At 72.4% G+C, this 21,902-nt stretch carries 17 protein-coding genes and 1 tRNA gene; 11 read left to right on the top strand and 7 right to left on the bottom strand.

What is annotated here, in order from left to right; all coding sequences use genetic code 11:
- Nucleotides 1–20: 20 nt before the first annotated feature.
- The 3 genes from ACZ8ZB_RS17160 to ACZ8ZB_RS17150 all read right to left on the bottom strand — a co-directional run bounded on the left by ACZ8ZB_RS17160 (nt 21) and on the right by ACZ8ZB_RS17150 (nt 2,808).
- Nucleotides 21–350 (bottom strand): rhodanese-like domain-containing protein, encoded by a 330-nt coding sequence (locus tag ACZ8ZB_RS17160; protein ID WP_470741512.1) that lies wholly within the window; start codon nt 348–350, stop codon nt 21–23.
- Nucleotides 351–402: 52 nt separating this feature from the next.
- Nucleotides 403–1,242: a hypothetical protein gene (locus tag ACZ8ZB_RS17155; protein ID WP_470738571.1), complete on the bottom strand. Its 840-nt coding sequence runs from the start codon at nt 1,240–1,242 to the stop codon at nt 403–405.
- Between the two features lie 90 nt (nt 1,243–1,332).
- The gene (locus ACZ8ZB_RS17150; protein WP_470741511.1) at nt 1,333–2,808 is read right to left on the bottom strand and encodes a DUF2252 domain-containing protein; all 1,476 of its coding nucleotides are present in this window, start codon (nt 2,806–2,808) and stop codon (nt 1,333–1,335) included.
- Nucleotides 2,809–3,562: 754 nt separating this feature from the next.
- Here ACZ8ZB_RS17150 and ACZ8ZB_RS17145 point away from each other — a divergent pair.
- Together ACZ8ZB_RS17145 and ACZ8ZB_RS17140 are read left to right on the top strand one after the other, a co-directional pair.
- The gene (locus ACZ8ZB_RS17145) at nt 3,563–4,522 is read left to right on the top strand and encodes a ScbA/BarX family gamma-butyrolactone biosynthesis protein (RefSeq protein ID WP_470738570.1); all 960 of its coding nucleotides are present in this window, start codon (nt 3,563–3,565) and stop codon (nt 4,520–4,522) included.
- Nucleotides 4,519–5,445 carry an NAD-dependent epimerase/dehydratase family protein gene (locus ACZ8ZB_RS17140; protein WP_470738569.1) on the top strand — a complete coding sequence of 309 codons (927 nt, stop codon included), beginning with the start codon at nt 4,519–4,521 and terminating at the stop codon, nt 5,443–5,445. The genes ACZ8ZB_RS17145 and ACZ8ZB_RS17140 overlap by 4 nt, the downstream gene beginning before the upstream one ends.
- Nucleotides 5,446–5,471: 26 nt before the next feature.
- Here ACZ8ZB_RS17140 and ACZ8ZB_RS17135 read toward each other — a convergent pair whose 3' ends face one another.
- Nucleotides 5,472–6,104 (bottom strand): response regulator transcription factor, encoded by a 633-nt coding sequence (locus ACZ8ZB_RS17135; protein WP_470741510.1) that lies wholly within the window; start codon nt 6,102–6,104, stop codon nt 5,472–5,474.
- Nucleotides 6,105–6,127: 23 nt separating this feature from the next.
- Nucleotides 6,128–7,411 (bottom strand): sensor histidine kinase, encoded by a 1,284-nt coding sequence (locus ACZ8ZB_RS17130; protein WP_470738568.1) that lies wholly within the window; start codon nt 7,409–7,411, stop codon nt 6,128–6,130.
- Between the two features lie 182 nt (nt 7,412–7,593).
- Between ACZ8ZB_RS17130 and ACZ8ZB_RS17125 the strand changes: the two genes are divergently transcribed.
- Entirely contained in the window at nt 7,594–8,340 is a 747-nt protein-coding gene (locus ACZ8ZB_RS17125; protein ID WP_470738567.1) for an ABC transporter ATP-binding protein, read from the top strand.
- Nucleotides 8,334–10,790 carry an ABC transporter permease gene (locus tag ACZ8ZB_RS17120; RefSeq protein WP_470738566.1) on the top strand — a complete coding sequence of 819 codons (2,457 nt, stop codon included), beginning with the start codon at nt 8,334–8,336 and terminating at the stop codon, nt 10,788–10,790. Before ACZ8ZB_RS17125 ends, ACZ8ZB_RS17120 begins: the two co-directional genes overlap by 7 nt.
- 248 nt (nt 10,791–11,038) lie before the next feature.
- Here the strand turns inward: ACZ8ZB_RS17120 and ACZ8ZB_RS17115 are convergent.
- Nucleotides 11,039–11,122: transfer RNA gene (locus ACZ8ZB_RS17115), tRNA-Leu, on the bottom strand.
- Between the two features lie 495 nt (nt 11,123–11,617).
- On the opposite strand from ACZ8ZB_RS17115, the gene ACZ8ZB_RS17110 reads away from it, so the two are divergent.
- From ACZ8ZB_RS17110 to ACZ8ZB_RS17080, 7 genes are all read left to right on the top strand, one after another.
- Nucleotides 11,618–12,496: an FhaA domain-containing protein gene (locus ACZ8ZB_RS17110; protein WP_470738565.1), complete on the top strand. Its 879-nt coding sequence runs from the start codon at nt 11,618–11,620 to the stop codon at nt 12,494–12,496.
- A gap of 10 nt (nt 12,497–12,506) precedes the next feature.
- Nucleotides 12,507–13,019, top strand: a complete 513-nt coding sequence (locus tag ACZ8ZB_RS17105; protein WP_470738564.1) for an FHA domain-containing protein FhaB/FipA — start codon at nt 12,507–12,509, stop codon at nt 13,017–13,019.
- Nucleotides 13,020–13,160: 141 nt separating this feature from the next.
- On the top strand, nt 13,161–14,702 hold the full coding sequence (locus tag ACZ8ZB_RS17100; protein WP_470738563.1) for a Stp1/IreP family PP2C-type Ser/Thr phosphatase: 1,542 nt from the start codon (nt 13,161–13,163) through the stop codon (nt 14,700–14,702).
- Between the two features lie 27 nt (nt 14,703–14,729).
- Nucleotides 14,730–16,178, top strand: coding sequence for an FtsW/RodA/SpoVE family cell cycle protein (locus ACZ8ZB_RS17095; RefSeq protein ID WP_470738562.1), 1,449 nt, complete (start codon nt 14,730–14,732; stop codon nt 16,176–16,178).
- A complete protein-coding gene (locus ACZ8ZB_RS17090; RefSeq protein ID WP_470738561.1) occupies nt 16,175–17,641 on the top strand; it encodes a peptidoglycan D,D-transpeptidase FtsI family protein in 1,467 nt (488 codons plus the stop codon). Before ACZ8ZB_RS17095 ends, ACZ8ZB_RS17090 begins: the two co-directional genes overlap by 4 nt.
- Nucleotides 17,642–17,809: 168 nt before the next feature.
- Complete coding sequence (gene pknB / locus ACZ8ZB_RS17085; RefSeq protein ID WP_470738560.1) at nt 17,810–19,813, top strand: Stk1 family PASTA domain-containing Ser/Thr kinase; 2,004 nt, start codon at nt 17,810–17,812, stop codon at nt 19,811–19,813.
- 441 nt (nt 19,814–20,254) lie between these two features.
- A complete protein-coding gene (locus tag ACZ8ZB_RS17080) occupies nt 20,255–21,037 on the top strand; it encodes a restriction endonuclease (protein ID WP_470738559.1) in 783 nt (260 codons plus the stop codon).
- A 90-nt stretch (nt 21,038–21,127) separates the two neighbouring features.
- Here the strand turns inward: ACZ8ZB_RS17080 and ACZ8ZB_RS17075 are convergent, their stop codons facing one another.
- On the bottom strand, nt 21,128–21,895 hold the full coding sequence (locus ACZ8ZB_RS17075) for a class E sortase (RefSeq protein ID WP_470738558.1): 768 nt from the start codon (nt 21,893–21,895) through the stop codon (nt 21,128–21,130).
- Between the last annotated feature and the right edge of the window lie 7 nt (nt 21,896–21,902).

Below are 21,902 nucleotides of genomic sequence, written 5' to 3'. Positions count from 1 at the left end.
GCGGACGTTCGCCGGGGGCGTTACAGCACGTGCCCCGGCGCCCCCTCGTCGGTGACGACGGGGCGTCCGGCGGCCTCCCACACCTGCATGCCGCCCTCCACGTTCACGGCGTCGACGCCCTGCTGGACCAGGTACATGGCGACCTGCGCCGACCGTCCGCCGGAACGGCAGACGACGTGCACCCGGCCGTCCTGCGGGGCGGCCTCGGTCAGCTCGCCGTAGCGGGCCACGAACTCGCTGATGGGGATGTGCAGCGCCCCCGCGGCGTGACCGGCCTTCCACTCGTCGTCCTCGCGGACGTCCAGCAGGAAGTCGCCGTCCTTGAGGTCCGCGACCCGGACCGTGGGCACACCAGCTCCAAAACTCATGCCCCCGACGCTACCCGACCGGGCGGGTACCGGCTCAGGCCAGCAGCGCCGCCAGCTCCGCCTCGCGTTCGGCCACCTGGGTCCGCAGCTGCTCGGCGATCTCCTCGAGCAGCCGGTCGGGGTCGTCCGGGGCGAGGCGGAGCATCGAGCCGATGGCGCCGTCCTCCAGCTCCCTGGCGACCAGCGTGAGCATTTCCTTGCGCCGGGCGAGCCATTCGAGGCGGGCGTAGAGCTCCTCACCCGCGCTCGGAACGCGCTTCAGCTCCGGTCCCGCGGCCCACTCCTCGGCGAGTTCGCGCAGCTCGGCCTCGCTGCCGCGGGCGTAGGCGGCGTTGACGCGGGTGATGAACTCCTCACGGCGCGCGCGTTCCTTCTCCTCCTGCGCCAGGTCCGGATGGGCCTTGCGGGCGAGGTCGCGGTAGAGCTTGCGGGCCTCCTCGCTGGGCCGCACCCGCTGCGGAGGCCGCACCGGCTGGTCGGTGAGCATGGCGGTGGCCTCCGGGAAGAGACCGTCACCGTCCATCCAGCCGTTGAGCAGCTCCTCGACGCCGGGGATGGGCATCAGCCGGGCGCGCGCCTCGTCGGCCCGGCGCCGGTCCTCGGGGTCGCCGCTGCGGGCTGCCCTGGCCTCCAGGATCCTGGCCTCCAGCTCCTCGAGCCGGGCGTACACCGGGCCGAGCTTCTGTTCGTGCAGCCGGGAGAAGTTCTCGACCTCGACGCGGAAGGTCTCCACGGCGATCTCGAACTCGATCAGCGCCTGCTCGGCCGCGCGCACGGCCTGCTCCAGCCGCTCCTCGGGCCGCGCCGCACCACCACCGCCGGGGGCCCGCTCCGCGCCGGCGCCGCCACTCTGCTCACCTTCCGAGGTCGTCACCCCGACAGCGTAGGCCACCCGCCGAACGGCACGCTCCGTCGCGGCGGCGCACTTCCCGGCCGAGGGCTCGCGCCTGTCCCGGACACCCGCTCACACCCCCGTCTCCGCCGCGATCCGTCCCGACCGCACCGCGGTCACCAGGTCCGTGTGGTCCGCCTCGGTGCGGTCTGCGTAGGCGACGGCGAAGGCCGCCACCGCCTCGTCCAGCTCGTCGTTCTTGCCGCAGTAGCCGGCGATCAGACGGGGGTCGGCGCTGTGGGAGTGGGCGCGGGCCAGCAGGGCGCCGGTCATCCGGGCGTAGTCGTCGACCTGGTCGGCGGCCAGCGCGGCCGGATCGACGCTGCCCTTGCGGTTGCGGAACTGGCGCACCTGGTAGGGGCGGCCGTCGACCGTCGTCCAGCCCAGCAGACTGTCGCTCACGACCTGCATCCGCTTCTGCCCGTGGACCACCCGCATGCCCTCGTGGTCTTCCTCGGGGACGTCGAACCCCACCGCCGCCAGATGCGGCACCAGCGCCGAGGGGCGGGCCTCCTTCACCTGGAGGACCAGGGACTCGCCCCGGTGGTCGAGGAGCAGCACCACGTACGAGCGGGTGCCCACGCTGCCGGTGCCGACGACGCGGAACGCCACGTCGTGCACCGCGTGTCGGGCCAGCAGCGGGTGGCGGTCCGGCGGGAGCGTGCCGAGGTACTGCTCCAGCGAGGCGGCCACCGCGGCGGCCTCGCCGTCCGGTATGCGGCGCAGCACCGGCGGCGCGTCGACGAAGCGGCGCCCGCCGTCCTCGGTCGTCTCGGTGGACTTGGCCGCGAACCGGCCGCTGGTGTTCGCGCGGGCCTTCTCGGAGACCCGCTCCAGGGTGCCCAGCAGGTCGTGGGCGTCGGTGTGGGAGACCAGCTCTTCGTCCGCGATGGCGTTCCAGGCGTCCAGCGCCGGCAGCTTGGACAGCAGCCGCATCGTGCGGCGGTAGGCGCCCGCGGCGTCGTGGGCCGCGGCGCGGCAGGTGTCCTCGTCCGCGCCGGCCTCGCGCCCGGCGAGCACCAGGGAGGCGGCGAGCCGCTTGAGGTCCCATTCCCAGGGCCCGTGCACCGTCTCGTCGAAGTCGTTCAGGTCGATGACCAGTCCGCCGCGCGCGTCGCCGTAGAGGCCGAAGTTCGCCGCATGGGCGTCGCCGCAGATCTGGGCGCCGATGCGGGTGACCGGCGTGCGGGCCAGGTCGTACGCCATGAGGCCCGCCGATCCGCGCAGGAAGGCGAACGGTGTCGCCGCCATCCTGCCCACCCTGATCGGTGCGAGCCCGGGCAGCCGGCCCCGGCTGGACTCCTCGACGGCGCTCACGGCGTCGGGGCGGGAGGCGTCCGGGACGAAGGTGGCGTGTGCCGCGCGGGGCACCTGCCCGCGCAGGGCCTTGCCCTCGCTCCGGGGGCTTCCCCCGGCGGGCCACTCGGCGAATCCCGGCACCCGCGGCAGCCGCCGCACCGGGGCCGTACCGCCGGTTCCCGTCCTGCCGTCCGTACCCGCCACACCACCCGTCCCGACCGTGCCGGCAGACTCACGAGCCCCGGACATCCCGGCGACAGATTCAGCCACGGCGACCGCCTCCCCGTACCCCTGACGTGCCGTACACACGCGTCGACATCGATCGTGCCGACCGTACCGCCGGTGGCCGAAAAGCGTCAGACCCTGTGGACAACTCACCCGGTGTGGAAAAACCCAGGTCCTGGCCGGCTTCCGCCACCCCGTCCGCCGTCAGCGGCAGCCGCCCCTCGGTGAGCAGTCGCCCGGCGCGGTCGTGGGAGAGGTCCGGCCGGGCCGGCACGGCCGCACCCGGCAGCATGCGGGGAACAGCACGGTGACCCGGCGCTCCGCGTCCTGCCGCTCTTGGGGCCGAAGTGGAAGTACCGCGCGCGCCCTTGGCCGCTCCGGCCCGCTCCGGCCCGCTCCGGCCCGCTCCGGCCCGCTCCAGGATCTCCCCCGGGGTCGCCGAGGTGCAGCCGCGTTCGTCGAAGACGGCCGCGGCCGCCTCCAGGACGGTCCGCCGGGTGCGGATCGCGCACCCCTGTCGCACCATCGGGTGCCTCCTGGTCCGGGTGGAGCTCATGGATCTCCCGGTTCGCACCGGACGGTCGGTGTGAGGCCGCCGGGAAGCCGCCGCGCGGTCCGTCGTACTGGTGCGGGCGCGCGGGCTCGTCCCCGGCGAGACGATATGGATCACCCTTGGAAAAAAACCGACTCGTCCGTACCTTAGTGCGAGCCGACCGGGGGTTCGATCTTCGTTCCCGGGAGGCTCCTCACGCCGCAACCGGATTCCTGGAGCGCACCCATGGAGGACCAGACCGGACAGCGGGGCTCGCCCGCGAACACCGCCGTCGGACCCGGTGCCCGCACCCGCGTCACGACGGAGCTCGCCCACCGCCCCCGCGCGGCGGACGTCTTCCCGGTCGAGTGGGTCCGGCTCTCCGACGTCCGCTTCCGTGTCACCGCCCGCTGGCCCGCCGACCACGCCTTCTTCGGCCCCGTCGACGACCGCCACCAGGATCCGATGATCGTCGGTGAAACGTTGCGCCAGACCTCGATGGCCCTCGCCCACGCGGAGTTCGGCGTCCCCGTCGACGCCCACTTCGTCATGCGGGACCTGGACATCTCCACCGACCCGGCCCGGCTGCTGCTCGCGGACGCGGACGAGCCGGTCACCGTCGACGTCGTCTGCTCCGAGGTCCGCCGCCGGGGCCGGGGACTGGGCAGCATGCGCACGACGATGGAGTTCCGCCGCGCGGGACGCCTCGTCGCCCGGGGCACCGGCAGCACCGGCTGCACCTCCCCGGCCGCCTACCGGCGCCTGCGGGAACGCCGACCGGCCCTCCAGGCTGACCCGGTACCGCTGCCGGAACCGGTGTCGCCCGAACTGGTGGGCCGCCGCCGCGCGGAGGACGTGGTCCTCGCCCCCGCGGACCGGCCCGGCTCCTGGCTGCTGCGCGCGCACACCGGACACCCGGTCCTCTTCCCGCGCCCCAACGACCACGTCCCCGGCATGGTCCTGTTCGAGGCGGCCCGCCAGACCGCGACCGCGGCGTCGGGCCGGCTGCCCTTCCTGCCGTCCGAACTGTCCGTCTCCTTCAGCCGCTACGCCGAACTGGACAGCCCCTGCCGGCTCGACACCGAAGTGCTCGACAAGGGCGCGGACGAGGTGATGGTGCGGGTGTCGGGTACCCAGGCCGGCCGGCCCGTCTTCGCCGCCACCCTGATCTGCGTGCCCACACCCTCGACACGGTCCCTGCCGTGACCGTCAACTTCCTGATCACCGGTGCGACGGGCTTCATCGGCAGCCGGGTCGCGGCAGCGGCCCGCGGGCGCCCCGACGTCCGCGTCCGCGTACTGTCCGGCCGTACGCCGACCGGACGGCCGGACTCCAGGACGGTCCCCGGTGACCTCGCCGACCCGCGCACCCTGCACGGCGGTTGCGCCGGCGTCGACGTCCTCGTCCACTGCGCCTCCCGTGTGGGCGGCGCCCCGGAGTCCGCCGCCGCGGTCAACGACCTCGGCACCAAGGCCCTGGTGGAGGAGGCCGTACGCAGCGGAGTGCGCCGGATCGTCTACGTGAGCACCGCCGCCGTCCACGGCCGGGGCCCCTTCCGGGGGACACGGCCCGGCGAAGCCCCGATCGCACCCGTCTCCGCCACCAGCCGCACCCGCGCGGCGGCCGAACGGCACGTCCTCGCCGCGGACGGCCTGGTGCTGCGCCCGCATCTGGTGCACGGCGAGGGCGACCGCTGGGTGATCCCCGGACTGGTGGGGCTGCTGCGGGAGTTGTCCGCGACCGTGTCCGGCTGCGAGGCGCTCCAGTCGATGATCGACGTCGACACCCTGGGCCGGGCGGTCGTCGCCGCGGCCCTGTCCCCCCGCCACGGCCCCGGCGCCCACTACGTGGCCCACCCGGAGCCCGTCCCCACCTCGGAGCTGCTCACGGCCGTGTGCGAGCGGGTGGAACGGCCCGGCGACGGCGCCCGGGTGGACATGGCCACCGCCCGCGCCCGGGCCGCCGGGGTCCCGCGCGCCCTGCATCACCTGGACATGCTCGCCGTGGACCACTGGTTCGCGGACGACGGCTTCTGGAAGGACCTGGACTGCTCACCGGGTGAGGGCTTCGCCCGTACGTTCGCGCGGTCGGCGCCCTGGTACCGGTCGTACGTGACGGCCGGGCGGTAGGAAACCCGCCTGGTCCGTCCGCCCGGTCACGCCCGCAGATAGGCCAGCACCGCGAGGACCCGCCGATGCGTCTCGTCCGTCATCGGCAGGTCCAGCTTCGTGAAGATGCTGCCGATGTGCTTGCCGACGGCGGCCTCCGACACCACCAGCTCACGGGCGATCGCACCGTTGGACTTGCCCTGCGCTATCAGCGCCAGCACCTCCCGCTCCCGCGGGGACAGCCGCTCCAGCGGGTCACGGCGGTGGCGCAGCAGCTGCCGTACGACCTCGGGGTCGATCACCGTGCCGCCGTCCGCGACCTGGCTCAGCGCGGTCACGAACTCCTCGATCTGGCCGACCCGGTCCTTGAGCAGATAGCCGATGCCGGTGCCGTCGCCGGAGTCGAGCAGGTCGGAGGCGTACCGGCGCTGCACGTACTGGCTGAGCACGAGAACGGGCAGCGTGGGCCGCTCGGCGCGCAACCGCACGGCCGCGCGCAGGCCCTCGTCCTGGAAGCCCGGGGGCATCCGGACGTCCGTCACCACGACGTCGGGTTCGTGCCCGCCGACCCCGGCGACCAGTGCCTCTGCGTCGCCGACCGCCGCGACGACCTCGTGTCCGCACCGCTGGAGCAGCCCGATCAGGCCCTCCCGCAGCAGCACGCTGTCCTCGGCCAGCACCACGCGCAGTGCCCGGCCTTCTGTCAGGGGGAGCAGGGGACGCAAGGGATCTCCACACGCAGCAGGGTCGGTCCACCCACTGGACTGGACAGGGTGAGTCTGCCATCGAGCACCGACACCCGGTCGGCGAGTCCGGTCAGCCCGCTGCCCGCGCCTGCCCGTGCGCCGCCCCGCCCGTCGTCGCGGACCTCCAGCAGCAGCCGTCCGTCGCGGTGCCCCCCGTCCACCCGCGCGCGGCTCGCCCCGCTGTGCCGGGCGACGTTGGCGAGCGCCTCGCACACCACGAAGTACGCGGCGGCCTCGACCGGTGTGGGCAGCCGGCCGGACAGCTCCAGGTTCACGTCCACGGGTACGGCGGACCGGTCGGCGGCGTCGGCGACCGCGGCCCCGAGCCCGTAGTCGGCGAGGACCTGGGGGTGGATGCCGTGGATGAGCTCCCGCAGCTCCTGAAGCGCCCGGCCCGCCTCGTCGTGGGCCCGGGCGAGCCGGTCGGCGAGCGGCCCGGGCGGCGCGTCCAGGCGGGCCAGGCCCAACGTCATCGTCAGGGCGACCAGACGCTGCTGGGCCCCGTCGTGCAGATCGCGCTCGATACGCCGCCGTTCCGCCTCGAAGGCCTCCACCAGCCGCACCCGGGACCGGGTCAGTTCGGTCACCCGGGCGTCCAGGCCGGTCTCGCGCGGGGCGATCAGCAGCCGGGTCAGCCCCGCGCGGGCGCCCGCCGCGGCACCCAGCAGGTAGGTGCCCAGGGCGAGCAGGACGATCCCGAGCAGGGCGACGCCGGCCGCCGCCGGCCAGGTGGTGACCGTCCACTGTTTGAGGACCTTCGCCTCCGTGCCGTCCCCGGCCGTGGCCATCAGCAGCGGGGTGGCGGTCACGGCCGCCGGGAGGAGCAGGCCGGCCGCGAGCGCGAGGGCGTCGACCGGCCACAGCAGACCCGCGAACAGCAGGGCGTGACCGAGCTCCCGCCAGGTGGCCCGCTCCCGCAGCCGGGCGGTCAGCCAGACCCGCAGGCCGGGGGCGGCGGGCGGCAGGTGCGGGTCGGGCGCCGGATCGCGGTCGACCAGCCGCAGCCGCCACCGCTCCAGCCGGGCCACCGGTATGCCCGCGAGGGCGGTGCCGAGCAACAGCACGAGCCCCACCAGGACGAGTGCGAGCACCCCGCCGGCCACCACCGACACCACGATGCCCACGAGCACGACCGCGCCGGTCACCGCGCCGGTGAGCAGATATCCGGCCGCGCGCCACGGCCACGGTGACAACGCGTAACCGGGACGGGACATGGCCTGCCAGGGATTCCGAGGCTGCATGCGGATCACCGTAGAAGCCGGCGCCGCACCGGGCCATCGGCCCGGACGGAGCTTTCGGGGTAGGCCTGGCCCTACCTTTTCTCTCGCCCCTGCCGCACTGCGCCGACCGGCTCCCGGACGGTTTCGTGTCCCCCGGACGATCAGCCCGGCAACGGCCGGGCCCGGACAGGGGAGTGGGGCACATGAGCCAGAGGAACGGCGACGCGGTCGTCCTGCGTCGGGTGAGCCGGCGGTACGGGTCGGGCGACGGCGCGGTGAGCGCGCTGGACGAGGTCTCCCTCACCTTCCCGCGCGGGAGTTTCACCGCCGTGATGGGCCCGTCCGGCTCCGGCAAGTCGACGCTGCTGCAGTGCGCCGCCGGGCTCGACCGGCCCACCTCGGGCTCGGTCACCGTCGGCGGCACCGAACTGACCGGGCTCGGTGAGCGACGGCTGACCCTGCTGCGCCGCGAGCGCGTCGGCTTCGTCTTCCAGGCGTTCAACCTGCTGCCGGCGCTGACCGCCGAGCAGAACGTCGCCCTCCCGCTGCGGCTGGCCGGCCGGCGCGTGCCGCGGGCCCGGATCCGTGAGGCGCTCCACCAGGTCGGTCTCGGCGACCGCGCCCGGCACCGGCCGGCCGAGCTGTCCGGCGGGCAGCAGCAACGGGTCGCGCTGGCCCGCGCCCTGATCACCCGTCCCGATGTGCTGTTCGCCGACGAGCCGACCGGCGCGCTGGACTCCCGCGCCGGCCGCGAGGTGCTCACGCTGCTGCGCGGCATGGCCGACCGCGAGGGGCAGACGGTCGTCATGGTGACCCACGACCCGGTGGCCGCCTCCCGCGCCGACCGCGTGGTCTTCCTGGTCGACGGCCGCGTCCACGGTGAGCCGGCCGGAGCGGACGCCGACGCCGTCGCCGCGCGGATGGCCGCTCTGGAGGCCGCGCCGTGCTGAGCCTCGCCCTGCACACCCTGCGTGCCCGGTGGACCTCCTTCGCCGGCGGTTTCACCGCCCTCGCGCTGGGCGTGGCCCTCCTCACCGTCATGGGGCTCGCCCTCGCCTCCTCCCTGGACGCCCCCGCGCGGGGGCCGGAGCGGTTCGCCGCCGCCCCGGTCGTGGTCAAGGGCGCGGACACCCTGCGCGTACCGACGCCGAACGGCGAGCGGACCGAGGAACTGGCGCACCCGCGCGCGGTGCCGGCGACGACCGTCGCGAAGCTGCGCCGGCTCGGCACGGTCGTCGAGGACCGCTCCTACCCCGTCCGCGCCGAAGGCGGCCCCGGCGAGCTGACCGGCCACCCCTGGTCCACCGCCGCGTTCGCCCCGTACGAGATCGAGACGGGTCGTGCGCCCCGCGCGGACGACGAGGTGGTCGTCAGCGGCGACTGGGCGCGGCCCGGCACCCGGGTGCGCACGGAGCACGGCACCGTACGGGTCGTGGGCACCGTGGCCGACCGCGGCTTCGAGCACGCCGTCTTCCACACCGACGCGCGCGCCGCCGAGCTGTCCCCGGCCGTCGTCCAGCTGGTCGTGGACGCCGGCCCGGCGGCCGTGCGGGAGACGGTGCGCGAAGCTCCGGGCGTCCGGGTCCTCACCGGGGACGACCGCCGGTACGCCGACGCGGATCCCGGGCGCGACGGCGAGGCGCTGACCGCGATGAACGCCCTGTTCGGCACGGCGGGCGGCGTCTCCGCCTTCGTCTCGGTGTTCGTGGTGGCGTCCACCTTCGCCTTCACGGTCGACCGGCGGCGCCGCGAGTTCGGGCTGCTGCGCACCGCGGGGGCCACCCCGGGCCAGCTGCGGCGCACGGTGCTCTGCGAGGCCCTGCTGGTCGGGGCGCTCGCCTCGGCCGCCGGCTGCGCGCTCGGCGGGTGCGCGGCGCCCTCACTGGCCGCGTGGGTGGTCGACGTGGAGCTGGCGCCGGGCTGGTTCACCATCGGCGACGCGCACTGGCCGTACCACATGGCGTTCTGGACGGGGCTCCTCGTCGCCCTGAGCGGTGCCGTCGCGGCCTCCTGGCGGGCGGGGCGCACGAGCCCCGTCCAGGCGCTGCGCGAGGCGTCCGCCGACAGCCGGGGCATGGCGCGGGGGCGGTGGCTGTGCGGCGCGGCCGTGCTGCTGACCGCCGGGGTGACGCTCGCCGTGGCGCTGCTCGACGATCCGGGCGACCTGCTGCACCGCAAGACCTACGTCAGCCGGCCCATGCTGCTGATCACCGCCGCCGCGCTGCTCGCCCCTCCGGTGATACGCCCGCTGACCCGGCTGCTTGCCTGGCTCCCGGCCCGGCTGCCGGGGGCGGTCGGCATGCTGGTGCGCGAGAACGCGGCCGCCGGGGCGCGCCGTACGGCCGCGGTCGCGGCGCCCGTGCTGGTCACGGTCGCCCTCACGGGCTCGCTGCTCGGCGCCACCGCCACCCTGGACCGGGCCGGGGCCGCCGAGACGCGGGAGCGGACCACCGCGGCGTTCGTCGTCACGGCCGCGGGTGGCGGGGCCTTCGACGAGCGGACCCTGGACCGGCTGCGCGCGGTGCCCGGCGCGCGGGTGTCGGCGAGCGCGCCGAGCGCGGTGTACGTCCTGGAGGAGGACGTGGCGCTGGTCAGGTCCGAGGCCCGGGCCGTCGACCCCGGGGCGCTGGCGGACACCGCACGGCTGCCGCTCACCGCGGGGAAGGTCACCGACCTCGACGACGGCTCGGTCGTCGTCAACGAGGAGTGGGAGCGGCACACGGTCGGGCAGCGCGTACGGGTGTGGCTCGGGGACGGCACGGAGCGGACGCTGCGGATCGCCGCGGTGATGGCCACCGGCACCGGCGACAACGGCGTCTACGTCACCCGGGCCAACGCGCCGGGCGCGCGCGTGGACCGGGTGGACATCGCCCTCGCGGACGGTGCCGACGCGCGCGCGGTGGCCGCCGGGCTGGAGCGGGCGGTGCGGCCCGCCGGCGGCCAGGTCCGCACCGGGGACCGGTGGGCGGCCGCCTCGGACCCCGGGAGCGGACGCACCACCCGTCACGGCCTCCTGCTGGTCCTCGGCATCGCCCTGCTCTACACGGGCGTCTCCCTGGTCAACACCATGGCCATGGCGACCTCCGACCGGGTGCGCGACCTCGCGGTCCTGCGGCTGGCCGGAGCCACGCGAGGGCAGGTGCTGCGCATGGCGGTCGCGGAGTCGCTGACGGTGGTCGCGGCCGGCGCGGTCCTGGGCCTGACCGTGGCCGCGCTCGACCTGGCCGGTATGTGGGGGGCCCTGACCCTGCTCTCGGCCCCCGCGGCGGTCGCTCTCCCCTGGTCCGCCCTGGCCGCCGTCACGGCCGCCTGCACCGTGCTCGCCACGGTCTCCGCGGTCGTCCCCACCGCCCTCGCCCTGCGCCGGCCCGCACTGGAGTCGGCGGCCGTCCGCGAGTGAGCCCCGCGAAGCCCGCTCCGGCACCGGCGGGCGCCCGCGAGTGAGCCCGCGAGGCCCGCTCCGGGTGTCCGCCGGCGCCCTCCCCCGTCCTCTTCCGAAGGCCTTCCGGAGACCCTCGCCCCACGGCCCCCGGGAGGGCCCGCACACCGCTCCGCGACGAAAAGGATCATGAGATGTTCCTCACACGCCACCCCACCCCGAGCACGCGAAACGGGCGGCATCCGATGGATGCCGCCCGTCCGACGGTGTGCGCGAGGGGGGAGTTGAACCCCCACGCCCTTGCGGGCACTGGAACCTGAATCCAGCGCGTCTGCCTATTCCGCCACCCGCGCATTGGGTGTGTCTTCCGCGCCTTGCCCCTTGGGGCCCTGCGCCTTCCGACACCGAGAACATTAGCACGCTGGTCGGGATGGATTCACATCCCTTTCCCCGCGGCCGCCCCGCCGCCCCCGACGGGCCCGGATCCCCGGGCCGGCACCCCCGCGGCCTCCGGTGTCACGACGGCGAACGCCTCACGTATCAACCTCGTACCGGTGGTCCCCGTCTGTCCGGGAGCCGGACGGAGTCCACAGCCGGGTGCGGGACACTGGTCTTCGGCCCCCTCTACGATCCATGGCAGAACGACGCTCACGAGCACGGCCGAAGGAGTTCGAAGAGGGGCTCCGGAGGGAACTTCGTCAGGCGTCGACACCCGTCGACCGGGCCGACAGGGGGAACCAGCCGATCGACCGGCGCGTGGATACGATCAGTAAGCAGTACCAGGTAGGCGGCGCACGAAACGGTGCGCCGGGCAGTGCACAGGACGGCAGCGACGGAGGAGGTGCCCCATGGGAGTCCTGAAGAAGTTCGAGCAGCGTCTCGAAGGTCTGGTCAACGGCACCTTCGCCAAGGTGTTCAAGTCCGAGGTGCAGCCCGTGGAGATCGCGGGAGCGCTCCAGCGGGAGTGCGACAACAACGCCACCATCTGGAACCGCGACCGCACCGTCGTACCCAACGACTTCATCGTCGAACTGAGCACCCCGGACTTCGAGCGGCTCAGCCCGTACTCCGGCCAGCTCGGCGACGAGCTCGCCGGCATGGTGCGCGACTACGCCAAGCAGCAGCGCTACACCTTCATGGGTCCCATCAAGGTGCACCTGGAGAAGGCGGACGACCTCGACACCGGCCTGTACCGGGTCCGCAGCCGCACGCTCGCCTCCTCCTCCGGCCAGACCCCCGGCGGCGCACCGCCGGCCGGCCGGCCCGGCGGCTACGGCTACCCGCCGGCAGGCCCCGCGGGCGCCCCGCCCAGCGGCTACGGCTACCCGCCGGCAGGCCCCGCGGGCGCCCCGCCCATGCCGGCCGCACCGCCGCCCGGCGGCGGTTACGGCTACCCGCAGCCGGCGGGCGGCCACCGGCCCCCCGCCACCCCCGCGGCCGGCGGACGCACCCGCTACTGGGTCGAGATCAACGGAACCCGCCACCAGATCTCCCGCCCCACCCTCGTGATGGGCCGCAGCACCGAAGCCGACGTGCGGATCGACGACCCCGGCGTCTCCCGCCGGCACTGCGAGATCCGGACCGGAACGCCCTCGACGATCCAGGATCTCGGATCCACCAACGGCATCGTGGTGGACGGGCAGCACACCACCCGCGCTACGCTCCGCGACGGCTCGCGGATCGTCGTGGGCAGCACCACCGTTATCTATAGGCAAGCCGAAGGGTGAAGCGGGGGCAATGTCAGAGCTGACCCTCACGGTCATGCGGCTGGGGTTCCTGGCCGTACTGTGGCTGTTCGTGATCGTGGCCGTGCAGGTCATCCGGAGTGACCTGTTCGGCACTCGCGTCACCCAGCGCGGAGCACGGCGGGACGTCGGCCGGGCGCAGCAGGCCGCCGCCCGCCAGGCGCCGCCACCACAGCGCCAGCAGTCCGGCGGCGGACGCCGCGGCCGCAACACCCCCACCAAGCTGGTCGTGACCGAGGGCACCCTCACCGGCACCACCGTCGCCCTCCAGGGCCAGACCATCACCCTGGGCCGGGCGCACGACAGCACGATCGTGCTGGACGACGACTACGCCTCCAGCCGCCATGCCAGGATCTACCCGGACCGCGACGGCCAGTGGATCGTCGAGGACCTGGGCTCCACCAACGGCACCTACCTGGACCGGACCCGGCTGACGACCCCCACGCCGATTTCGCTGGGCGCACCGATCCGCATCGGCAAGACCGTCATCGAGCTGCGGAAGTAGTGCTACACCAATGAATGAGCGCGAGCGGAGCGAGCACGCGGCGGGGGGCCCCACCCAGGGCCCCGGCGCGCTCCCGACCGGAGGGTGGGCAGTGTGGCTCGACACGACCGGCTGTACCCGGAGCCGACTGGCGAGGTGCGCATGAGTCTCTCTCTGCGCTTCGCCGCCGGATCGCACAAAGGCATGATCCGGGAGGGCAACGAGGACTCCGGTTACGCCGGTCCGCGGCTGCTCGCCATCGCCGACGGCATGGGCGGCGCCGCCGCCGGCGAGGTCGCCTCCTCCGAGGCGATCTCCACCATCGTCGCCCTCGACGACGACGTCCCCGGCTCCGACCTGCTCACCTCGCTCGGCACCGCCGTCCAGCGCGCCAACGACCAGCTGCGCATGATGGTCGAGGAGGACCCCCAGCTCGAGGGCATGGGCACCACCCTGACCGCCCTGCTGTGGACCGGTCAGCGCCTCGGCATGGTGCACGTCGGCGACTCCCGCGCCTACCTCCTGCGCGACGGCGTCCTCACCCAGATCACCCAGGACCACACCTGGGTGCAGCGTCTGGTCGACGAGGGCCGGATCACCGAGGAGGAGGCCACCACCCACCCGCAGCGCTCCCTGCTCATGCGGGCCCTCGGCAGCGGCGAACACGTCGAACCCGACCTGTCCATCCGCGAGGTCCGGGCCGGCGACCGGTACCTGATCTGTTCCGACGGCCTCTCCGGCGTGGTCTCCCACCAGACCCTCGAAGAGGCCCTGGCCAGCTACCAGGGCCCCGAGGAGACCGTCCAGCACCTGATCGAACTGGCCCTGCGCGGCGGCGGCCCCGACAACATCACCGTGATCGTCGCCGACGTCCTGGACCTCGACACCGGCGACACCCTCGCCGGGCAGCTGTCCGACACCCCGGTCGTGGTCGGCGCCGTGGCCGAGAACCAGAACCAGTCGCACGACAACGGCATCATGCAGACCCCCGCCGGCCGCGCCTCCGGCCTCGGCCGCCGACGCCAGGACGGCGGGGGCGAGTTCGGCCCGCCCGGCAGCGGCGACATCACCGGCTTCATCCCCACCGACGGCTTCGCCTACGGCGACGACGACTTCGTCAAGCCCCGCAAGAACCGCCGCTGGCTCAAGCGGTCCGTCTACAGCCTGCTCGCGCTCGCCGTCCTCGGCGGCGGCCTGTACGGCGGCTGGCGCTGGACCCAGACGCAGTACTACGTCGGCGTCGAGGGCGAGCACGTCGCGCTGTACCGGGGCATCAACCAGGACCTGGCCTGGGTGTCCCTCTCCAGGATCGAGAAGGACCACCCCGAGATCGAACTCAAGTACCTGCCGCCCTACCAGCGCAAGCTGGTCGAGGCGACCATCGCCGAAGGCGACCTCTACGGCGCCCGCGCGAAGATCGAAGAACTGTCGGTACAGGCCTCCGCGTGCAAGAAGCAGGCCGAACGGCGCGCCGCCGAGAGCGAGAAGAACGCGAAGACCGGCGAGGGCGAGGCCGGAGGCACCACGGGAACCACACCCGCCTCCTTCACGTTCAAGGCCTCGCCTTCGCCGAACCCCTCGGGCTCGACGAAGGCCCCGGAGCAGTCCACGCCCCCGTCCACGACCGCCGCCCCCGCCCCCAGCCCCGGCCCCAGCCTCTCGGAGGAGGAGCAGAAGGTCGTCTCGCTGTGCGGTAAGCAGTAGGCAAGCCGTGAGAGGCCCTGTCACACGATGAGCAGTACTACCAACCCGTCGACGCAGCACACGTCCACGATCGGCGCGATCGGCGCACCCAGCCGCCGCAACACCGAGCTCGCGCTGCTGGTGTTCGCCGTCGTCATCCCGGTCTTCGCCTACGCCAACGTGGGGCTCGCCCTCGACGGCGAGATGCCCACCGGACTGCTGAGCTACGGCATCGGTCTCGGCCTGATGGCGGGCGTCGGCCACCTCGCCGTGCGGAAGTTCGCCCCGTACGCGGACCCGCTGATGCTGCCGCTGGCCACCCTGCTCAACGGCATCGGCCTGGTCGCCATCTGGCGCCTGGACCAGTCGAAGAAACTGCAGGCGCACAGCACGTTCGTCGAAGCGGCGCCGCGCCAGCTGATGTACTCCGCGCTCGGCGTCGCCCTGTTCGTGGCCGTGGTGTTCTTCCTCAAGGACCACCGCGTCCTGCAGCGCTACACCTACATCTCCATGGCCGGCGCGCTGATCCTGCTGCTCCTGCCGCTGGTCCCGGGCCTCGGCCACGACAACTTCGGTGCCAAGATCTGGATCAAGATCCCCGGTCTCGGCACCCTCCAGCCCGGCGAGTTCGCCAAGATCGTCCTCGCGGTCTTCTTCGCGGGCTACCTCATGGTCAAGCGCGACGCCCTGGCCCTCGCCAGCCGCCGCTTCATGGGGCTCTACCTGCCCCGCGGCCGCGACCTCGGCCCGATCATCGTCGTCTGGATCATCTCCATCCTGATCCTGGTCTTCGAGACCGACCTCGGCACCTCGCTGCTGTTCTTCGGCATGTTCGTGATCATGCTGTACGTCGCCACCGAGCGGACCAGCTGGATCGTCTTCGGCCTGCTGATGTCCGCGGTCGGCGCCGTCGGCGTGGCGAGCTTCGAACCGCACATCCAGACGCGTGTGCAGGCCTGGCTCGACCCGATGCGCGAGTTCGAGCTCAGCCGCGCCGGGGTCCAGGACGGCATCCTCCACTCCGAGCAGGCCATGCAGGCCCTGTGGGCCTTCGGCTCCGGCGGCACCCTCGGCACCGGCTGGGGCCAGGGCCACTCCGACCTCATCGGCTTCGCCGCCAACTCCGACTTCATCCTCGCCACCTTCGGCGAGGAGATCGGCCTGGCCGGCGTCATGGCGCTGCTCCTGCTCTACGCGCTGATCGTGGAGCGCGGCGTGCGCACCTCCCTCGCCGCCCGCGACCCGTTCGGCAAGCTGCTCGCCATCGGCCTGTCCGGCGCCTTCGCGCTCCAGGTCTTCGTCGTCGCCGGCGGCGTCATGGGCCTGATCCCGCTGACCGGTATGACGATGCCCTTCCTGGCGTACGGCGGTTCCTCCGTCATCGCCAACTGGGCCCTGATCGGCATCCTGCTCAGGATCAGCGACACCGCCCGCCGCCCGGCCCCCGCCCCCGCCACCAACCCCGACGCCGAGATGACCCAGGTGGTCCGCCCGTGAACAAACCCCTGCGCCGGGTCGCGATCTTCTGCGGCCTGCTCATCCTCGCCCTGCTCGTCCGGGGCAACTGGCTGCAGTACGTCCAGGCCGACGAGCTGGCCTCCGACGACGAGAACCGCCGCGTCAACATCGAGCGCTACGCCACCCCGCGCGGCAACATCATCGTCGACGGCAAGGCCATCACCGGGTCCGTCGAGTCCAAGAGCGGCGACTACAAGTTCAAGCGCACCTGGACCGACGGCGCCATGTGGGCCCCCGTCACCGGCTACTCCTCGCAGGCCTTCGGCTCCAACCAGCTGGAGAAGCTGGAGGACGGCATCCTCACGGGCAACGACGACCGGCTCTTCTTCCGCAACACCCTCGACATGATCACGGGCAAGCCGAAGGAGGGCGGCAGCGTCGTCACCACCCTCAGCGCCGCCGCGCAGAAGGCCGCGTACAAGGGCCTCGGCGACAAGAAGGGCGCCGTCGCCGCGATCGACCCGGCGACCGGCAAGATCCTCGCGCTGGCCTCCACGCCGTCGTACGACCCGTCGAAGTTCGCCGGGACCTCCAACGAGGACGCCAAGGCCTGGAACGAAGTCCAGAAGAAGAACAACCCCGACGACCCGATGCTGAACCGGGCACTGCGCGAGACCTACTCGCCGGGCTCCACCTTCAAGGTGGTCACCGCCGCGGCGGCGCTGGAGGAGGGCCTGGTCGACGACATCGACGCCCCGACCGACACTCCGGAGCCGTGGATCATGCCGGGCACCACCACGCCCCTGCGCAACCACGGGAACATCCAATGTGAGAACGCCTCCCTGCGAGAGGCCCTCCGGGTCTCCTGCAACAGCGTCTTCGGCAAGCTCAGCCACGAGGTCACCAACGAGAAGATGATCGAGTACGCGGAGAAGTTCGGTTTCAACGAAGCCGAACTGGACACCCCCGTCCGCGCCGCCGAGAGCGTCTTCCCCGAGGACAACCCGTCGCAGAACGCCATGGCCGGCATCGGCCAGGCCTCCAACCGCGCCACCCCGCTCCAGATGGCCATGGTCACCGCGGCCATCGCCAACGACGGCAAGCTGATGAAGCCGTACATGGTCGACCAGCTCAAGGCCGCGAACCTGGACACCATCGAGACGACCGAACCGCAGGAGCTGTCCCAGCCCCTCTCCTCGGAGAACGCCCAGAAGATCCAGGAGATGATGGAGACCGTCGTCGAGGAGGGCACCGGAGGCAACGCCAGGATCGACGGCGTCACCGTCGGCGGCAAGACCGGTACCGCCGAGCGCGGCGTCAACAACAGCGGCAAGCCCTACGCCTGGTTCATCTCGTACGCCAAGACCGACGGGGGCTCCCCGGTCGCCGTCGCCGTCGTCGTCGAGGACAGCAACGCGACCGGTGCCGACATCAGCGGTGGCGGCCTGGCCGCACCGATCGCCAAGGCCGTCATGGAGGCGGTCCTCAAGGGCAAGCAGTGACCCCCGTCACGTCCGCTTCACATCGGTGCACGTTGCGGTACCGGTCCCGTATCGGCTGACGCACTTGGCCAGGTCACACAAAAAGAGCCGGGTACGGTAGGCCCGGACGGCAGCCTCCGGCGGCACGCGTGTGCCGCCCGGGACCGACGGAGAGGGCTGGTAGTAGCTATGGAAGAGCCGCGTCGCCTCGGCGGCCGGTACGAGCTGGGCCCGGTGCTCGGCCGTGGTGGCATGGCGGAGGTTTATCACGCGCATGACACCAGGCTCGGACGCCAGGTGGCGGTGAAGACGCTGCGCGCGGACCTCGCGCGCGACCCGTCCTTCCAGGCCCGGTTCCGCCGGGAGGCCCAGTCGGCCGCCTCGCTCAACCATCCCGCGATCGTCGCGGTCTACGACACGGGCGAGGACTACATCGACAACGTGTCGATCCCGTACATCGTCATGGAGTACGTCGACGGCTCCACGCTCCGCGAGCTCCTGCACAGCGGCCGCAAGCTGCTGCCGGAGCGGACGCTGGAGATGACCATCGGCATCCTCCAGGCCCTGGAGTACTCCCACCGGGCGGGCATCGTCCACCGCGACATCAAGCCGGCCAACGTCATGCTGACGCGCAACGGCCAGGTCAAGGTCATGGACTTCGGCATCGCCCGCGCGATGGGCGACTCCGGCATGACGATGACCCAGACCGCGGCCGTCATCGGCACCGCGCAGTACCTCTCGCCGGAGCAGGCCAAGGGCGAGCAGGTCGACGCGCGGTCCGACCTGTACTCCACCGGCTGCCTGCTGTACGAACTGCTGACCGTCCGGCCGCCCTTCGTGGGCGACTCCCCGGTCGCGGTCGCCTACCAGCACGTACGGGAGGAACCGCAGCCGCCGAGCGTCTTCGACCCCGAGATCACGCCCGAGATGGACGCGATCGTGCTGAAGGCACTGGTCAAGGACCCCGACTACCGGTACCAGTCGGCCGACGAGATGCGCGCCGACATCGAGGCCTGCCTCGACGGCCAGCCCGTCGCGGCGACCGCCGCCCTGGGCGCGGTCGGCTACGGCGGCTACCCCGACGACCAGCCGACGACGGCCCTGCGCCAGGACGCCGGCGCCGGGGCGGCCACCTCGATGCTGCCGCCCGTGAACCCGGACGACGGCGGCTTCGGCTACGACGACCGCCAGGGCCGCAGGCGCCAGCCGAAGAAGAACAACACCTCGACGATATTGCTGGTCGTGGCGGGTGTCCTGGTCCTCATCGGTGCGATCCTGATCGGCCGCTGGGCCATCAGCGGCAGCGGCGGCGTGGACAACGGCACGGTCGCGACCCCGAACTTCGTCGGCGAGACCAAAGCGGACGCCGAACAGCAAGCCGTCAACAGCGACTTGCAGCTCACCTTCAAAGAGGAGCCCTGCGAGGACCAGAGCAAGGGCAAGATCTGCTCCCAGGACCCCGAGGCGGGCACCAAGATCGACAAGGACACCACCGTCACCCTGACGGTCTCCACCGGCGCGCCGAAGGTCGAGGTCCCGGACGTCGAGGGCCTCACCTACGACGACGCGGAGGAGACCCTGAAGGAGAAGGGCTTCGAGGTCGAGAAGCAGACCGAGGAGTCCACCCAGACGCCGGACACGGTGCTCTCCCAGGACCCCGCGGGCGGCGCCTCGCAGGAGAAGGGCTCCACGGTCACGCTCACCGTCGCCAAGGAGACGGCCCAGGTGACCGTCCCCAACCTCCTGGGCAAGACCCCCGACGTGGCCAAGCAGCTGCTGGAGTCCAAGGGGCTGGTGCTCGGAGCCCAGACGGAGGAGGAGTCCACGGCCCAGGCCGAGGGGACCGTCTTCGAGCAGAGCTTCGCCCCGGGCACGGACGTCGACCGCGGCAGCACGATCACGATCAAGATCGCCAAGGCTCCGCAGAACGAGACGTTCGCCATGCCGAAGGTCACCCAGATGACGGTCGCCCAGGCCAAGCAGATCCTCGCCCAGGCGGGCCTGCAGCTCGAGAGGGTCCAGGGCGGAGGCGACGACAACGCCGTGGTGTTCCAGAGCAGCCCCTCGGAGGGCCAGCAGGTCAAGAAGGGCGACAAGGTCACCCTGATCGCCATCGGCGGCCAGCAGGGCGACAACAGGGGCAACAACGGCGGCGGCTTCTTCGGCGGCCTCACCGGCGGCGAGGACGACTGACACCCGGCACCCGCACGACGGAAGCCCCGGCCCTCTCCGCATGAGGGCCGGGGCTTCCTTCATGGACCCGCACTGCACACGCGTCCCCGCTTCGCTCGTGCCTCCGCGTGCCACCACTCGTTGATCGGGTGGGGCGGGACATCTGGAGTTCTGCCCCGACCACGAAACCGAAAAGGGCAGAAGATGATCAACGAATCCGCGCTGCTGGAGTCGAAGACCTTGCGCAACAGCGTGTTGGACCGCACGTAGGTCCTCGACAGGGTCAAGGCCCTGTCGCTGCTGCCGGACGGCATGCATGTGACGACGGCGATGGTGGCGGCGTACTTCGAGGTCACGATCGAAGCCGTCCGACAACTGACCAAGCGCCACCGTGAAGAGCTCGAAGTCAATGGAATGGCGGTACTCCGAGGCTCTGACCTGCGAAAGTTCGAGAGTGACAACATGTCACTCTCACTGGCGAGTTATCCACAGGCCCGTCGGAGCCTCACCATCTACTCGCGTCGTGGTGTCCTCAACGTCGCCATGCTCCTCCGCGACAGCCACGTCGCCCGTCAGGTGCGCACATACCTGCTCGACATGGAGCGCCTGGCCCGCACACAGCCTGTGGAAAACTTTTCGCGACCCGACACCGTCCCGCTCGACGACCGCATCGACCAGCGGATCACCCACATCCTCGGCACGACGGTCGTGCCGATGTTCAACGCTCTGATCGCCACATCCGGTGAACACCGCCGCGAGCTCATCGCGCTCCGCGAGGACATCGAGAACGTCGAGCGCACGCTGTGCCGGCACCACCGGCGGATCAGCGCCCTGGAGGGGGAGATCCCGGCGGACCGGGTCAGGGACTCCATCGCGGCCATGACCTGGCAGGCGTTCGAACGCCATGTGGCCGGTCTGCTGCGCCGGGACGGCTGCGGTGACGTCGTCGTACGACAGCCCCACATCGACCGGGGCATCGACATCACCGCACGCACGGCCGACGGCCGCACCGTCGCCGTCCAGTGCAAGAACCGGGCGGGCCACCGCCCCGTGCCGAGCTCGGACATGCAGAGGTTCGCCGGCGCCGCACGGGCCGTCGAACGCGTCGATGTCGCCCTGTTCGTCACCACGTCCTACTTCAGCCACGAGGCCCGGGTGATCGTCGACCTGAGCGGGGTCCTCACCCTGGACCGTGCGGAACTGGAGGCGTGGAGCGCCGGAGCACGGCTGAAGGCGCCGCGCTAGGCCCATGGGCAGGAGGCCCGAAGCCGCAAAGGGAAGTTGCGGCTTCGGGCCTTCGTCATGGTAGGAAACCGACCCCTTCGGCAGGGGGATTCAGCGCAGTTCCTCCGGCGGTGTCCGCTCCTCGTCCACCTTCTCCGTGCGGACCAGCTCGCCCCACACGACGTACCGGTACTTGCTGGTGTACACCGGCGTGCAGGTCGTCAGCGTGATGTAGTGGCCGGCCTTCTTCCTGCCGGACTCCTCGGGGATCTTCCCGATCACGTCGACGTTGTACTTCGAGGTCTCGGGGAGGATGCCGTAGACCTTGTAGACGTACCACGTGTCCTTCGTCTCGAAGACGATCGGATCGCCCTTCTCGATCTTGTGGATGCCGTGGAACTTCGCGCCGTGCCCGTCGCGGTGGGCGGCGAGGGAGAAGTTGCCCTTCTTGCCGGAGGTCGGCAGGGTCGCCTTCACGGGGTCGGTGTAGTAGCCGGCGACGCCGTCGTTGAGGACCTTCATCGTCGTGCCCTTCTCGACGAGGATCTCGTCACCGCTCATCGCGGGCACGTGCAGGAAGCCGATGCCGTCCTTGCTGTCGAAGGTGGCGGGACCGCCGCTGCCACCGCCGCCGCCGGACTCCCGGGACCAGGAGTCCCGGACCTTGTCCGCCTGCTGGTTCGCCGCGCGGTCGGCGACGACGTTCGTCCACCACAGCGAGTAGACGACGAACAGACCGAGCACCAGGCCCGCGGTGATGAGGAGCTCCCCGAAGAAGCTGACGACCATCGCCACCGGCCCCATGCGGCGGCGCCCCGCAGGGGGCGAGGACGCGGGCGCGTCGGCGTGCTCTTCGGTGTCGTCGGCGGTCGATGCCACGTTCCCT

It is taken from the genome of Streptomyces sp. 12E (assembly GCF_055633275.1).
Note: the sequence above shows the minus strand (reverse complement) of the source record. Positions and strands in the feature narration are given on the sequence as shown.